This is a genomic window from Sporosarcina sp. P3 (assembly GCF_002743415.1).
GTDB classification, from domain to species: Bacteria; Bacillota; Bacilli; order Bacillales_A; family Planococcaceae; genus Sporosarcina; species Sporosarcina ureae_A.
Genome location: NZ_PDZE01000005.1, coordinates 200865 through 217590, shown reverse-complemented (window position 1 = coordinate 217590; position 16726 = coordinate 200865). Strand labels below are relative to the sequence as shown.

Here is a 16726-nt window from a genome sequence, read left to right as displayed (position 1 = left end):
GATGTATAGAAATGGGAAGCTCCTCGTTTTATCATCTTTTAATTGTCAAAATAGTGTCTGAATTGTGTGGGGACCTGGTACCCGTGCCAAGCCGCGCTTAGAGTTACTCCTTTTCAGCCGGCAAATGCTGAACGAGCGTCAAGTATGTGGATAGTTCAGTTCCAAGAATCGGATTTTGTTCTGGCTGTACAGAAGGGTTTTGTTCTTGCATAGCACGAGCCTGTGCTTTATCGACCGCTCGCTTTTTACGCCATGCTTCAAAATATTTTTCATCTTCCCATGTAGTGCAAATATGAAGTTCATCATGATCTTCAACATCTTCTTTCATCCACACTTCCATCCGAACAAATCCCTCAAACGTATGGACAGCTTTTGGTTTTTCAAAACGTCCCGCAACTTCTTGACCCTTTCCTTTTTCAATTCGAATTACATTAACTGCCGTCATCTGGCTCATATGAGCGCCTCCTAATCAATGAATGCTTATGTTAACGCACAATAAATTGCGCGTCGTAAGTGTCTATACCCTAAGGATACTCCTTTACTCCAACTGTGTACATTCAAAGGTATGATCCGCGAAGGACGCCAGGAAAAGATGCCGGATCCCGCAAAATCATTACAGTTTTTAAAATCCAGAGGCTATTTGCTCCTTTCCTCTTTACTCTTCGCCTTTTAGCCCTTCACTTGGATATATAGACATCCAAACCATCCCACGATGCCTGCCACTAACATTTGATAAAACACTCTAACCTCTACAAACGCCAAAGAGACCGCCATCACTTTTTGGATTAGCAGTCTCTCTTTATTTATCCTTACATACAATTCATAGAACTATGTGGAAAGCACGTACACTTTACAGAATCTCCAATTGACCGCAAATCTGCTCTATTTTGACTCTCTCCACTATATAAATGTGTAAGAATCAGGCACTCATAACAATCATTTCACCGTAAACTCAATAGCAGCTGGTTCGCTTAACTGCTTACCCTCTCCACATGTTACACGCTGGTCTACAATGAGAATATACGTCATACCAGAAGTGAAGTTTTTCTCTGGCGTAATTTCTAGCATGGTTCCATCTTCTTGTAAGGCATACCCGACTTTCACGGACTTACCCGATTCTTTTTCAATAATATATGTATTACTGTTATTGATTGTATTTTCATCTACCGCCTTATTGAACGTTACGTACCACGTTTTGGTAGATTTGATGTCTTCTCTCTTCTTAAACGTTTTAAAACCTTCAAGTGGAATAGTGATATCATTTTTATTTACGACATCTTTCTCTACTAGAAATTCAAAGTACTTCATCTCTTTATTCAATGCGTTATATACCTTAATAGTATACGCACCACCATAATCCGTAAAATACTCTGGCAATAACTTTACGTTGATTTCTTCCTTATATGTCTCTTCATTGAAAAAGGCTTGAATATCATTCAACTCTTTTGTAACCTTGCCATCTTGCTCAATCACTATTCTGTATGGATTGTTATGTAGTAAATTAATACCCAATCCTCTATATCTCAAATCTGTCATTTGTGCATGGTACGTAGTGTCGATATACGAATCCTCCGCTAAATAAACTTCTTCATTTACGGGGTTCTGAATAACTTGTCCATTTACTTCAACAACGACATTATACGTTGTGAATTCCTGTAAATATTGTGGATCGATGAACGAAAGACCGAAATCTAGTCTCCTAGTATTTTCATCTTCGTTATAATAATCTGTAACCACTTTATCGATCTTTGTTATTCTGTTATTTTCTTCATCACGTAAATATTTATCTACAGCTTGCGATTCATCGACATTGAGTATTTCTAATGAAAAGCCAAACTTTTCACTTTGTACGCCGATTTGATAAGGATTCACAAAACTGATTGCAGGATCTTCATACACAAAGACACTAAAGTCTCTCACTCGCGCAACTTCTTTACTTCCTAAATACAGCACAATATCTACCGTATTTTCTCCGTTTACATTTTGAAAAGAATTCACCTTTTCTAAATGCCTTGTTTGATATTCACCAATCACACTATATGAGTCCAGTTGATTGGCTCTCGCAACCACTTGTCCATGTTGAATCATTTCCAAACGGCTTGCCAGAATACCTGTAACAGCATTATATTCGCGATCACGAAGGGACAACCAGAAAAAGTGCGCCTGTGTATTTGCTGAAAAATATTTAGTAGCACTCGTTTTTTCATTGTCAATCTCATTAACTAATGCGGTATTAAATAGCCGAGTAGATTGATCTAAGATCCGCGTTACAGTCATTTCTCCATCGTTCATTTCTAATTCATTTTGCGCAAAACTTTTTTGTGGTACGGCAGTCACGCTAGCCAGAATCATAATCAAGAGCGTGTAAAATAAAACATTAGTAGTTTTCAATAAAATTCCTCCAATACAATAGTAAGTAAATAATACCATTACTATAGTATTGTGTATATAGACTCAAAAGAGTAATGTACTATCACCCTACCAAGTTTCAAACCAATTAAAAAAGACCAGCTCGTAAGCCAGTCTCAAAAATATACTCAGTGATATCTAATTTTCCCGCTATCCAGTTTAGATATATCGAATGCAGTCGCAATTCTGCCATCTTCACTTTTCGATAGGTCTAACTCTTTCAGTGTACCTTCCGTTCGATCCAACTGATCAATCATTCGATTGAGCGAAGCGAGCCCTTGCCACACGTTCGAATCTTGTAGCTTTGAAGCCACTATATCTTTTTGTTCCTCTGACAAGTGGGTAAATACAGGTAACGGCAAAGCTTCCAACTTCATTCGAAAATCCTCTATATTCAATGAGTCATGGAGCTCAGTTACTTGTCGTTCTAACGACACGCTTGCTTGCTGGACCATATCAATCGATACAAGCGCTCCTCGATCTACAAGTAGCTTTTCTACTACATGAGCTCTTCCTGCAGCGCCTAAATTAATGAACTCTTCACCCGCTTGCTCTATTGCTTGTTCCATTAATTCATCGAGAGCACTTTCCTTTATTTGTTTTGTTTCAACGGGCAGAGATGCAATCCTATTTTCCAATTCAGCTACTAGTACTACCTTTAATGGACATGTCTGAACTGGCACAATCAACGAACGTAGGCGCTCCAAATCACTTAAAGTGTTTGGGAAAGATAAACTGTACTGTACTTCGTATAAACGCTTCATCCACTCTATACGTAACTGGATCTCTTCTTTTAATTCAATAGACACTATAATAGCACTAGCATCTTCTTCAATTGCGGCTAAATCAGCTTCATGAAGCGTAGTAACCGTTTCAATCAATGTTAGTCTTTCGTTTAGTTCATTGTATACCTTTCTTTCATCTCGTCCTTCTAGCGCTGTATAATAAATACCTTTCATCTGATCTTGTTCGTCTGAAAAGCCATATCCTGAACTGCCCGGCAATGCAGTATAATTAAACATATTCGTTCCTCCTATAAACATACCTTAGTCTAAGTATAAAGGATGTTCAGTAAAACAAACAGAATATATTCATATTACTAGAAAACATACCCTTATAAATTCATAATTTCTTCGATTTCCATCAGGCAATAACGAATAGTTCGTTTCAAATGGCAACAATAATAATAAACCAGAATGATTACTTTATAAAAATAAATTGATAAAAGTCGAATAAGGTCAAAATGGTGAACAATAATATTCGAATTATCAAAGTTTTACTAATGTTCAAATCTGAAGTATGGAATTATAAAAAAGTCATCTGATTCAAAACATAATCAGATGACTTTATGTATTCGACTAGTTTTTGACTCGTTTAATGTAGTAGTAATAATTTATTCGATATTCTCTACTTCAAAAACTTCAACAACAGGTTCTTTAGCAACAAGTTGTCCATTTTTAAATTCTCCATCTACTGGAGTAATATTACTGTGTTTATTAGATCCAGCTAAAAACTTAAGAGCTTCTGCATTTGAATTAAACTCTGAGATAGCATCAGAATATAAATCTTTGTTATAATATTTTAGGTTATCTAACTGAATGTACTTCAAATCATTATTTCTAACAAGACCTTCAGTGAATGCATCTTGATATAAAGAATTTGAAATCTTGATATCTTTACCATCCTTTGTAAATACTAATTCTTGGATTGTATTTGCGCTAACAGCCTCGGTGGAAACGGCTGGTACTAATGCAGTAGCCGCTACTAGGGCTGCTAGTGAATATGTTAATGTTTTCTTCAATATATTAAATCCTCCTTAGATAATAGTTATATAGGCTTTAAGCATTTATACTCAAGTTAACTTTACCAGATTTTCTCTATTCTTTCAATGCTATTTTAAAATATTGGATAATAGGACATATAAAATATATTTAATTTATTTTATTGTTCAAGTACCTGTAGTTTAGAATGCTTTAACAGGCAGGTATACTGCCGAAATAAATTATAAGGGGACAAATAGTAAAGCCACTGAAGCACTGCTATACGTTAAGTAACAACTATTTCTACGTCGTATGTCCCCTCAATATTTTGGTCAGTTGCTTCGTCCTAGTCCACCTGTTCAATTTTCGACTTGTATTTTACCATAGAAGAGCGGTCAATTAATTCAGGGATAGTATATCCGGGATTAGATAAGATACCCTTTGATTATAGCCAGCCAAAACAGGACTTAATATTGTTCGATGAAATAGTGAATGGCTGAGGTTAACACAACGACATTCAAAATGAGTTTTAACATTTCAACTACTACTTCTAGGTATTACATTAAGTAATAGCATAAAGAACTAGACTGCTGTAGCAACTTCTAACAATTTTTATTGATACTATATAATAGGCTAATTGCCAAACAGGGTATTCAACACGTATAGCTCACTAAAGTTGCTTACAATAAGTAGGTTGTTTTTTGTCTCATCCTGATGTAGAAGACAACTCAAGGGGTTACAATGCAATAGATTGTACATGTACAAAGCAATTCAAGTGGTCAAAGAACTTGTTGACGACGCAATTGAGATCACAGAAATAATTACCTATACCCGTCTTTTAAATTTCATGGATAACGAAGGGTATTGCTTTCATTACCAACCTTAATACATTTATTGGATGTATAAATCACCACCTCACATCTCTCCGTCACGACACTCCCTTCTTTCTACACTCATAGACAGGCTTCTCTAGAAACCATTTTCGGATCTATATTACTCTATTAATAGAATAGGGGATGTACTAGTACTTCAACTGCTGGTTGCATACAATCGATGTTAAACCTATCTATACAATTAGGAGGAATCTGTATGTTGTCATTTTTAAGTTCACTTTATAAGCATAGTAAGGAGTGTCTAGGTTATTTGGTTACATTTTTTAAAAACAATTTTATATCACGGCATTCAATTTATATGGAAAATATCGCATTGAAGAGCCAACTTGCATCATATGTCCATCGTTTTGAAAGAAAAAAATCCCAAAACCACGTTCGACGACAGCATTCCGTCAACTCTCGGCTCTCCTATCTAAGTATTCTGATAGTCGGAAATAGTCTTTAGTGATGGTTAAACCCGAAATTGTAATTCGTTAGCATCGAACAGCTTTCAAATTCTATCAGAAGCGGAGATGGATAAAAGTGGGTGGCATACAATTTTGTCTGCAACAATCCAGCTATTTTAACGAGTACATAAGGAAAATAGTCGCCTTTCGAAAAACAGTGCCAATCCTGGAGGACGTTCTTGCAAAACTATCAGCAAGAAATCTGTGCAACCGATTTCTTAACGATTCCTACACTTACCTTTAACGTAGTTCATGTCTTGATGATTATCCACCATAAAACACATAAAATTATTCTTTCATCGTAACGATTAATCCAACAGCAAAATGGACAATTTAGCAATTTCAAAATACAACATCTTACGGCAAATCTCCTAAATATTATATCCACGATAATGATCCAATTTTTCATTCCAAAGTATTCAAAGCTTTCTTACAATCGTCGGATGTTACGGTAAGGAGAACTGCTTATTGATCACCTTTTCAAAATGCTTATGCTGAAAGAGTAATCGGTACGATTAAAAGGAAGTTGATTGATCAAGTGATTCCGTTGAATTAGCAACTTCAACGTATTCTACTAACGGAATACATCAAGGGATAAACGGAAAATCACCAATTCCATCGCCAGTTTACTTTCTCACTTTGGCGGTAGATATCCAATTGGACGCCACCTCTACATTGGATGGTCTCTATCATACTTATGAGGAAATAGCGTATTTCAACTAACTTAATATTTTAAAACAGTCTTGTAAAAGACTGTTTTGGCACGTCCAACTTCTTCTCCGCCTTTGCTTTCCCTCGAATTGTATTATTAAGATCCTGAAATACTGTTGAATAGAAAAAGCCATCCAGTGAAATCAAAGCAATTTCTGTCCGGATGGACTATTTGATTTCGACAGGGGTGAGCACCGCACACATATCCAGATTTTTAAGAAGTTTAATTGAATCACCACCGGCTCCCGAAATCATTGCAAAATTAGCAGATAAAGCATGGGATGAAGTTACTTATAAAGAGTTAATGACCGCTGCCGACCATATAGTAGGATCTAATGAAGATGAAGACGAAGAAGATATCAACTTCTCCAAGAAATAGAATGAGGCAAATTAGGGATTTAGAAAAGAAGTTTGTACAAGTATTTTTATCAGAGTTATATGAGAAGCCTTTTAAGTGGAGTGTAGAAAAGAAAATTAGTGATAGACATATTGTAGATTTAGAAATAGAAGTAGAAGATGATTTTTATAAGAGATGGTTAGTAGAATTTTAAGGAACACCAAATGATATTAAAAGACCGATTGTATCAAACATTATGAATACTTATGGGTTTATCTCAATGATAAATTTAGAGGAAACTGATAGGTTTATAATAGCTGTCAATAATGAGTTTATGTTTGAATGTTTTTTTAGATAGACCACCACTTTCACTTCGAGGTAATATATTTGTGATGTTAATGGATTTAGAAGAAGGAAAGATACTTAAAGAAGAACAAATATGTAAGTATTAATAAGAATATGAAATAGGAAAGGGACTCAGCCACTTGTGCTCAGTCCTTTTCTTATTCGTATTTTTTACATCAATCCGGCATTTCGATAATATGGGAAGTCCTCTTGCTTCATGCCAATCATCTCCGCAAGCTTTTCAAACACCCGCGTCGTCTTCCCTCGATCGCCGCGGCAGCCGAGTGTCATACTCGTAATAGGTGCGTAGCAGCCGGTCCTACCAGCGCGTGTTAGCAAGCCTGCAATCTCTGGATATTCAATACCAAGTGTTTCATGCATCTCTCGCGAGAAGTCTCTCCAGTACCGGCCAGCTATCCGTAATTCATCATCTTTATCTTCGTCATCTTCATCAACTTCTATTAGATGCGCCGTGTCTTCATATTGTTTGAGCCGATAGAGCATATATATTTCCCGAAAGGTCAGCCCATCCAAAATTTTCAGATAACCGTCGTATTCATCGGCCTGGCTGAACTGATTTTTAGTGAGATGCTTTGCAAACAGCTTCGCAAAGAACCGGACTTTTTCTTTTTGGCGAGTATACAAAGAAGCCTTCAATGCAGCAAACAACGAGAACAGGAACTCTTCGCTCTGGATCACTTCCTGCGATAACTCGATATTTCCTCTGTCTAATTCTTCGAAGAAGATAGCTGCTCGTTCAACGTGAAGTTTATTATATGCTTCGGTAGCGAGTGAATCAATCAATTCACCTACTGGAATACCGCAAAGTGAATAATTTTTTATAAGCGCTCTTATCAAATGGTTACCAGAATAAAGTTCTAATGCCCTTTCATTCATATGCATCCCTCTCACCTCAATCTATTTATTCCAGATTTACACACTCTTGTTTTTCTCTATCGACCTTTTTACTTCCCATACCGACTTCGTCTTTAGCCCTTTCCCAATCATGCTTCAGTAAAAATGCAACTCTTTTTTCTAATTCTTGAAGCTTCTCATCATTTCGATCTTCCAGCAATGCATTCAAACAAGCCACACTCTTTTGATCTTCTGTATCACAAGGATTCAACGATAACGTGATAAAGGTTATAAGCTGACTCTTTTTCTCTTGGTCGTTGCTTGAGCAAAATTCTGCAACGCTTTGTTTTATATCATGCCGCCATCTTTGACGTTCTTCCGTTATGTACTACTTTATGACTGCGAATGTTTGTGTGTTATGTCGACAGGTAAGAAACTATAGCAGCAACAACACTGGAACTAAGTATAAGAATAATGAAAACCTTAAATCACATTCCTCCGCCTTCTCTACAATTCTACCAAACCAAAAAAGAAAGGACCAACCCGAAGGCCAGTCCTTTCTTGTTGTCTTATCTAGTTACTCCACTTAGAGTAGCCACATAAGTAACGTTATCATTATTTCTTACAAATTTCACGATTACTTTTGATGGAGCATTTGTTGGATCATATTCCCCTTGGTTCCAAGCACTTCTACTCTCAAGATTAGCCATGCCATCCAGATCAGATGTTCTCTTAATGAAAGAAGTGTCAATAGCGCTTATATTTCCAGCAGATGGATGCTGTATCACTGTGCCAGCTTTCCAATCCTCTTCAGCAACAACTGGTTTGTCTGCAGAAGTGATACCTTCATAAATGCCTTTCCAGTAGCTTACATTTCCTTCAACTAGCTTTTTAGTGAACTTAGAATCAAATGTATCCTTCTCTGTCCCATGCAAGAAGTGACCAAGAGCATTTAAGGTGTTTGTAGTTAACACAATACTGTCATCTGAAAGTGATACAGAAAGGGATTCTAAATCACCAATTGTAAGTCCTTCTGGCAATGTTGTATTTACAGAAACTTTGGTATCAGTATTTGTTGTAACTCTTGCAATTCCAGCTCCATCTATTGCTTTTACAAATGTAGGATTGACTGTGACCGAAACATCAGAAGCGTTAGCTTTCTTCAATATCACTGTCTTGCCATCTTCACTTGCTACAACCTCAATACTCTTACCATTAACAGCCGCTAAATTCTTAATAGCTGATTCAACAGCAACTTTTTTAGTGTCGGTTAATTCAAGGTTAGTTAGCTCTGCTGCCTTTACAGCTGCTTCAGCTACAGAAAGATCCTTCGTAGCGTTAAAGGTTGCACGAGCTGTTTGAATAGTTGCTTCACGGCCATTTGTCTCATTGAATAATCCTTCAGTATTCGGGTTGTTTTCAATTGCTTGTAAAGCTGTTTGAGCTTCACCTAATGCATTCTCAGCAGCAATAAGGTTACTTTCAACGGTAAGATCTTTATCAGTCATCGCTGCTACCAAGGCATTTACCTTTGCTTTAGCATTTTGCAGAGCCTGGTATCCTGCATCAACATTTCCCGCTCCGTCTCCAGTAATCTCAACATCTTTAGTTCCACTTACTGTTGTCACTGCAGCGCCTTGTTCATTTACAAGTGAAACTTCAGTATTCGCTTCTAACTCAGTAATAGTTCCTTCATTGTTAATTTGTACAGCACCACCAGCAGCTTGTGCTGTTACTTCAATCTTGGCAACTTTCTTACCGGCTTTTACATTAAAAATAACACCAGTCTTATCATTGATTACAAACTTATTAAAGTCAGCACTCTCATTCCACGTACCTACTGCAACGTCGTTGATTGTAACTGTTCCTTTTACAGTGGCACTATTGTTAATAGTCGCTGCAGGAGCCGTCACAGTCAAGTTACCAGTAATTGTACCAGCAGAAATATCGATAGTTCCTGTTGCTTGTGTAGCGATTACCACGTTCCCTGTAACCGTTCTTCCATTCAAGTCTAGGTTTGCCAAACGATCAATGGTTAAATCGCCTGTAATGTTATCACCCAATTTGATTGTCTTGATTGCAGTGTTCTTAACAGCCGCATCAAACTGTGCTTTATTCGTTACCACTTTCGTTGCTGAAGGTGGCGTTGGCAATGGTTTACCATTCCGTGTCTATCCTGCCATGGATTTCGACCGGTCTACACCGTACGTGCCACTTTCATGGCATACGGCGTGCTATCGATGGATTAACTTCCACCGACTAGGTTCCTTCGCTCCCACTGCTTTTCTCCTCCAAAGATGTTACCACCTCTGTATAAACGGCCAGTGATCGTCACTACTACGAACCTGCTGACTTCCTCAGCACCTCACTGGAATTACTCTCCCTAGGCACTGAAGCTCTCAAACGTTCCATACCCGTCATCCCTTGTTTTGATTACGTTAGGTCCCCACTATGCGTCATCAGAAAATCCAATTTAACAGCCTGAATTGTGTTGGATTCAACTTTGTCATTTCAAACAGAGAGATGAATGTACAGCCGAAGGTTCTTTGTAGAACATTCATTAGCTGATGTAGCGTTAATCCATGGGTTCATCTGCTTAACCATAGTAATCTTTTAAGGAGCCCCGCATACGACTCTCACGTATTACGACTTCACCTGGCTTCATGCATAATGGCGAGTAAGCCATATAGCATGCAGGAGGATTAGGCACTATGTATATTAGGCTATTCCATAGGTCAGGGAATTCTCCCGACATTTGACAGTATATAGTTAAAGAAAAGCCTCCTTACTAAAAATTTAATTCTAGTGAGGAGGCATCCTTCACTCATTTCATCCACATTGCTATGAATTTATAGAGTAACGTTTCGCAATTTTGTTATTCGGCTACTGCTGTGATTGCTTTGTCGATATCAGCTTTGATGTTAGTCAAAGTAGTATAAGCAACCTTTGCTCCGTCTTTGTCAGTTGGGAAGTTCGCAAGGAATGCTTCAGCAACTGAGATTTTTTGTGTAGAAGAGAGATCAGCGAATGGCTTGTAGTTTAAAGCTGTCAATGCTGTATTAACTTTAGTGATAGTATCAGCAGCATTTACATTTGTAAGCAAAGTACCACGAGCAGTAACTTGGTCATTAATTTCAGTTGCCAATGCAGTGTTAGTAGCATAGCCGGCTGCTGGCTTCTCAGCCAATACAAGACCAGCTACTTCAAGCTTGCCTTGTGCAGATAGATTTACGTAAGAAGGATTTGAGTCACCATTAGCAACTACAAACTTAGTAAGTTCAGTTCTTACAGCCGTGTCAGTAGTTGCAGCATTTAGAGCTACGCGTGCGTCAGTTGCATTCACTGCTGCTTGTACGTTAGCAATTTTAGCCTCTGCGTCAGCACCTGTGTTTGCAGCGGTTTGAATTGCAGTCGTATCAGCAAGGTATGCATCTTTGTTAGCTGGAGTTACATTCAAGTTAAGAGTTTTGGCTTGAAGAGCTTCCAACAATGCATCTGGGTCTTCAAAATCAACACTTGTGGCATATAGATCTGTAAGGGCTTGATCAGGAGTGTTCTCTACTGTGATAAACCCTTGAATTTTAGCAACAGTATCTTTGTCAGCTGCATCGGCTGTAGCAATTGCTGTTCTGTATTCTTCTAATAATGCATCGATAACAGTTTCCCCATCAAATGCGTCGGAAGCATATGCTGAACGATCTGCTAATGTAACAAGGAGCTCTTTAACCTTAGCAGTAGTTGTATCTTCAGTGATTGCTTTAACTGCGTTCAGTGCAGCTGTTTCAGCGTTTGTATTTGCTGTATCGATAAGCGTTTGGATTTCTCCAGCTGTATCTTTATCTGCTAAATCTGCTGCTTGAATATCAGTTACATAACGCTTCAATTCTTTTGAGTTCACTGAAGCAATGTCGAAAACACCATCTTCAGTAAGTGTATTTAAAGCATTCAATGCTGATGTCAATTTAGCGTTAGTGTTGGCTTTTGTAACATTTACAACTGCGTCATGCAATGCCAAACGGTCTAACAAATCTTGCTTAGGTGTAGCATCAGCATCTTCAACGTCAGCAACTACATAATTGTTAACTGTTGCTCTTGCTTCAGCAATGTCAGCTGAAGAAAGTGTTCCTTCAGCTGCGGTTACTGCTTCGTCTGCTTTCACTTCGTTCTGAGCATCAATTGCAGCTTGGATAGCTTCAATAGATGCGCCTGCACCCTCTACTCCAAAGTAATTAGCTGAACCAAGGTCCAATAAGGTCTCTGTAGTTACGCCGTCAGCAAGTGTTACATCTTGAGTGGCATAGTCAGTAATCCATGCATCCTTAACGCGCTCAAAATTACCAGCCTTCAAAGCGTTAAGGAGCTGCAATACATTCGTTGCGTCTGCAACATTCTTAACTGTTGTCGCTTCAGCAGTTGCATCTTCGCTAGCTTTGTTAACATCAGCGATGATTTTATTAATGTCTGCTACTGTACCAGGTGCATCTGCTGCAATTGAGTCAAAGTAGCCTTGGATGTTTGCTTCTGTAGCACCCGTGAAGTATTTAGACTGAAGTGCATTCCAAAGTGTTACAACGTTTCCAGCCGCATTAACTTTTGCTACTGCGTCAACTGCTTCTGTATCGAAGTCTTTCCCTTGAACTACAAAAGTACCTAGTGGAAGCTCTTCATAAGCTGTTACGAAATCGAACGTAGCTGATGTATCGCCAACTTCTAGGTTTACAGGTGTTACTTCAACAGTTTTACCAGCAGGATCTACAACAGTGATTGTAGCGCCTTCTTTAGCTTCTGTAAGAGCAGTGAATGAAACAGTTACGCCAGTTTCGTCAATCGCACTTACTGATTCAACTTTCAAATCTGCAACTTGTTCTTCTTCAGGAACTAGATTCCCGTCTACAAATTCACCAGGAACAGTTGTGATCGATTCAGCTTTATCTGATCCAGCCAATAGCTCAAGCGCTTTGTCCAAAGTAGATTCTTCGGAAACTGCCTCATCTAAAACTGCTTTAGAGTAATATTTACCATCGGAATTTTGAACGTAAGAAACAGTAGCTCCAGTCATCCATCCTTCTGCGATAGCAGCATCATATACTGCTTTGGAGATAGCAACATTTTGTCCGTCAACAGCAACAATGATTTCATCTACAGCGTAGCTAGTAGCTGCGCTTGCAGCTGCTACTGGTACTAATGCTGAAACAGCAAGAACTCCTGCCAGACTTGCCTTAGACAATACTTTAAATGGTTTTTTCGTCAAGTTAATTCACCTCATAGTTTAGTTTGTTTAATAGTTCATATATACATATAAGGATAGCGGGTCGCTATCCTTATATGTTTTTACTTTAAATTACTTAGTTGTTTTGAACGTACCAGCGTTGATTTGATCAACAGTTGCTTCGTCCATCGCAATTGCAACTAGGTAACGATCAGCGTTTAGAGAGCTTTGTCTGAACTCGTAAACTGCGTCACCAATTACTAATGAATAAGAATCGCCTTTTAAATCAGCAGCTAATTCAGATTCTAAGAATGATACTACGTTTTCAAATGTTGCATTTGGCGCGATTTTAGATGATGCACCGATAGTATCAAATTTCACTACTGCATTCGCCTCACTAACTTTTACAGGAACTTTAACATCTGCCGTTTTATCTCCAGCTTTCACAGTTACTGTTACTTCAACGTTTCCAACTGCTTTACCTGTGATTACAAGCTCGTTATTTTTAACTTCTGCATTGGCAACAGTTCCACCGTCAGTTACAGATACAATTGTGATGTCCTTGTTACTAGTAGCTAAAACATTTGTCAAAAGAACTTTTTCTGCTCCAACTGCTACTGTTTGTTCAACTACAGTGTTAGCTGTTAATTCAGTTGGTACTTCAGGTGTTGGTACATTCGTAACTTTTACAATTTCAAATGTAACTGCGTCGCCAACTTTAGTGTACGTTACAGTTGCCGAGCCTAGGTTAGCTACAATAGTATCTTCAAATTGCTTTTTACTGATTGCATTTCCATTTTCATTCTTGAATGTAGCTGTTTCATAGCTTACAGCATCTTTACCATCGAATTTAACTTCTTCTTTAGAAGCGTCCAATGATTGTACAATTCCAGTGTAAACAGATGGAACTACTGAAGAAGAAACGAATGTAACTGTCTTAGAAGCAGGTACTGTTGTTGGAATAACGATTCCAGCTTTAGATCCTGTTGCTGTTACAGTTGCACTTGATGCTTCTACGCCTTCAACTTTAAGAGTAGCTTCGCTCTTACCAGGTGCGATTGTAACTGTCGCTACACCGTTTTGTCCCGGCTCATATGTTTTACCATCTACAAGAATTTTACCGACTCCAGCAGTTACACCGAATGTAACTTCAGTTGCTTTGTCAGCTTTACGTTCTTTACCGTTTTGGTCAACAAGCTCATAATTAAATTCAGCTGTCTCTCCAGTGTTAAGTGAATTGATTTCTTTGCCAGCAGCGTTAACTGCAGACAATTCAGCAGCATATTGAACAGAGTTCACGAAGTATGTTACTACTGCTTGAGTTTGAAGATCATTTTTATCTAGTCCGTCTACTGAACCATTTTCGATGAATACAGTTGGAGTTACATAGTCATTGTTACCTTTTGAAGTAACTGTAAATGTAGCTTTGCCTGCATCTTCTAATGGAACGTTATAGTAGAAGTTTGTTGCGCTTGAAGGTGCTGCTTGAGCAAGTTCATTTCCTTTTGAATCAAGTACTTTGAAGTCAGAAGTTGCTGATAGGCCTACACGTGGAATTGCTACACGTACTGTAGTTCCTTTAGCAGCTGGCTTGCCATCTTTGTCTGTGTAGTTAACTACATAGTCACGTCCGCCAGTACCGAATTCATTCGCAACTGCTGCGTTTTGTACGCCTTCAGCTTTGATTGTCAATCCTAGTGCGTGTTGTACTGAGAATGTTACTGTGCTTCCAGTAGCTTGTAGAGCTGTTTTATCGAATGAAGCATTGTAATTTTTAGGATCCATTTGATCAGCAGCTGTATTTGCTGCTGTTGGATTATAAGTTCCTTCGTAAACAATTGGAGTTACAGCTGCATTTGTTCCTGTAAGAACAAGGTTAGCTTTTCCGTTTGCATCCAATGGAACAGCAATTACTGCTTCGCCGCTTGTTGAAGCTTTGTAAGGATAGTTAGATGCTGAAGTTGGAATGCCATTAGTGTTCAATTCGTAAGTTGCAACGCCTTCAGCGTTTACAGTCTTAACTAATTGATCAGGAGCAACATTCAAGTTCTCTTTGAATCCAACGAATACAACTTTTCCAGCATTTTTCTTTGAGTTGATTTCGTAAACTTTCTTAGATCCGTTTGCAAGTAGGCTACCTTCTGTTGAATCAGTAATAGTCAACTGTGCTGCATTTGCCCAGTAAACCGTTCCTTGTTCGCGAACATCAGCTTTACCAGTAGGGTATACAGTTACTGTATCTTTACCAGCATTGTACTGAGTGTAAGAGAATGTTGCGATACCGTCAGCGTTTGTAACTACTTCAAACACTTGATCTTTGTTTAGTGTGTTTCCAGCTGCAGATACGTTGAAAGTTACAGGGATTCCTGCTTCTTTAACGCCTGTGTCAGCAGATAGGATAACTTGCTGTCCTACAACACCTTGTACTGATGTAGTGTTCAAGTTGATTTTAGAAGGTACTGTCGGTGATACGCCATTGAATGAACCAATTGCTTTGCCATCCAATTTAACAGTGTACTTCTCTCCGCCTTTTTGAACAGCAGTTGTCAATACAACAGTTTTGTCATCTGATTGCTTAACTGCAGCGTTAGATACAGTCAATCCGTCGATTGTGAATTTCAAGGAGTTGATATTTTCAACCTTTTCTTTCATTTTCACTTCTACAGTTGTGCTGTTAATAGCTGTTACAGAATCAACGTCAGGAGCTACAATTCCGCCACCAATTTTATCAAAGTCTACTAGAGTAGTCTTGTAAAGGAATGAAGCGAACTGCGCACGAGTTGTTGTGTTCTTTGGGTTGAACTCAGGTGCAGCTGGGTTTGTGATGTCGAAGAAGTCTAGAACGTCGATTGCCGGACGAGCTTCAGCTTTCGCTTTGCCTAGGTCTGTAACGTCTTTGTCGAATTCCTGTGCTTCCACGTATGATACTAGGTCAATGTCATGTACGCGGTCGAATGCACGAACAAGAACGATTGCCATGTTTTCACGAGTGATGTCGCCTGCTGGATCAAGTGTTCCGTCTACTTTACCAACGAATAGGCCGTTGTCATAAACTAGTGCAGACATTTTTAGAAGTTCATCGTTAGATGTAGTCTTCAAGTCAGCAAAGCGTGGCTTTGTTTTGTAATCAGTAGGTACGTCATATCCTTCTGCGATCAACCATTTACCCATCAACTTTACAACGTCAGAACGTGTAAGTGTCTTGTTAGGTTGGAATGTTCCATCTTGGTATCCTGTGATGACACCTGCTTCAGAAAGAGCGTCGATCGCTACTTTGTGAGAGTTGTTGTCTTTTACATCTGTAAATTCAGCCGCGAATGCTACTGGTGCTACTGCTGATGCTACTAGTGCAGCTGAAGCAGCTCCTACTACAAACTTGCGGTATTTCGTTGGTTGGTTAGCCATTAAATAATTTCCTCCTCGTAATATCTCTTGTTTTTGCCTATTACTACCTATGTATGAGAGTAGTAAGCATTACACATTAAAGTATAGATAAGAATGTGCTAAAAGTCAATTGAATCTTGAACTAGATGATAGTCTAATAGCACGGTATGCCAATTTATTTTCATACCATCTACTATTGTATCGAAAGATTACCAAAATACAAGTATTTTCCATAGCGTTTTATAAATACAGGATGTTGGCCACGCAAAGTATTTTTGCCAAACAAAAAGGCTTGAGCAGATGGGAACTGTTCAAGCCTTTTTGTTTGCGGTCAACCAACCGTAACGCTTTGCACGTATCGTGCTATATGCTATAGA

General features: G+C 38.5%; 12 protein-coding genes. 3 read left to right on the top strand and 9 right to left on the bottom strand.

The features are described 5' to 3' along the window. Window positions 1-103: 103 nt before the first annotated feature. The 4 genes from CSV61_RS08570 to CSV61_RS08555 form a co-directional block, all read right to left on the bottom strand. Entirely contained in the window at window positions 104-454 is a 351-nt protein-coding gene (locus CSV61_RS08570; RefSeq protein WP_099638873.1) for an antibiotic biosynthesis monooxygenase, read from the bottom strand. 482 nt (window positions 455-936) lie between these two features. Continuing rightward, entirely contained in the window at window positions 937-2391 is a 1455-nt protein-coding gene (locus CSV61_RS08565; protein ID WP_099638872.1) for an Ig-like domain-containing domain, read from the bottom strand. A gap of 146 nt (window positions 2392-2537) precedes the next feature. Next, window positions 2538-3431 carry a hypothetical protein gene (locus CSV61_RS08560; RefSeq protein WP_099638871.1) on the bottom strand — a complete coding sequence of 298 codons (894 nt, stop codon included), beginning with the start codon at window positions 3429-3431 and terminating at the stop codon, window positions 2538-2540. A 371-nt stretch (window positions 3432-3802) separates the two neighbouring features. Next, a complete protein-coding gene (locus CSV61_RS08555) occupies window positions 3803-4210 on the bottom strand; it encodes a hypothetical protein (protein ID WP_099638870.1) in 408 nt (135 codons plus the stop codon). A gap of 1477 nt (window positions 4211-5687) precedes the next feature. Between CSV61_RS08555 and CSV61_RS17185 the strand changes: the two genes are divergently transcribed. The 3 genes from CSV61_RS17185 (at window position 5688) to CSV61_RS16590 (ending at window position 6770) form a co-directional block, all read left to right on the top strand. Beyond that, the gene (locus tag CSV61_RS17185; protein ID WP_255408176.1) at window positions 5688-5813 is read left to right on the top strand and encodes a hypothetical protein; all 126 of its coding nucleotides are present in this window, start codon (window positions 5688-5690) and stop codon (window positions 5811-5813) included. Window positions 5814-6391: 578 nt separating this feature from the next. Beyond that, window positions 6392-6598 (top strand): hypothetical protein, encoded by a 207-nt coding sequence (locus tag CSV61_RS08550; protein WP_099638869.1) that lies wholly within the window; start codon window positions 6392-6394, stop codon window positions 6596-6598. Beyond that, window positions 6561-6770 (top strand): hypothetical protein, encoded by a 210-nt coding sequence (locus CSV61_RS16590; protein WP_143561076.1) that lies wholly within the window; start codon window positions 6561-6563, stop codon window positions 6768-6770. The genes CSV61_RS08550 and CSV61_RS16590 overlap by 38 nt, the downstream gene beginning before the upstream one ends. A gap of 302 nt (window positions 6771-7072) precedes the next feature. Here CSV61_RS16590 and CSV61_RS08545 read toward each other — a convergent pair whose 3' ends face one another. From CSV61_RS08545 to CSV61_RS08530, 5 genes are all read right to left on the bottom strand, one after another. Then, window positions 7073-7798 (bottom strand): hypothetical protein, encoded by a 726-nt coding sequence (locus tag CSV61_RS08545; protein ID WP_099638868.1) that lies wholly within the window; start codon window positions 7796-7798, stop codon window positions 7073-7075. A gap of 25 nt (window positions 7799-7823) precedes the next feature. Beyond that, entirely contained in the window at window positions 7824-7985 is a 162-nt protein-coding gene (locus CSV61_RS16795) for a hypothetical protein (RefSeq protein ID WP_158233810.1), read from the bottom strand. A gap of 340 nt (window positions 7986-8325) precedes the next feature. After that, window positions 8326-9909: an autotransporter outer membrane beta-barrel domain-containing protein gene (locus CSV61_RS08540; RefSeq protein ID WP_099638867.1), complete on the bottom strand. Its 1584-nt coding sequence runs from the start codon at window positions 9907-9909 to the stop codon at window positions 8326-8328. A gap of 722 nt (window positions 9910-10631) precedes the next feature. Next, the gene (locus tag CSV61_RS08535; RefSeq protein ID WP_099638866.1) at window positions 10632-13007 is read right to left on the bottom strand and encodes a hypothetical protein; all 2376 of its coding nucleotides are present in this window, start codon (window positions 13005-13007) and stop codon (window positions 10632-10634) included. 90 nt (window positions 13008-13097) lie between these two features. Continuing rightward, window positions 13098-16370, bottom strand: coding sequence for an S-layer homology domain-containing protein (locus CSV61_RS08530; protein ID WP_099638865.1), 3273 nt, complete (start codon window positions 16368-16370; stop codon window positions 13098-13100). Between the last annotated feature and the right edge of the window lie 356 nt (window positions 16371-16726).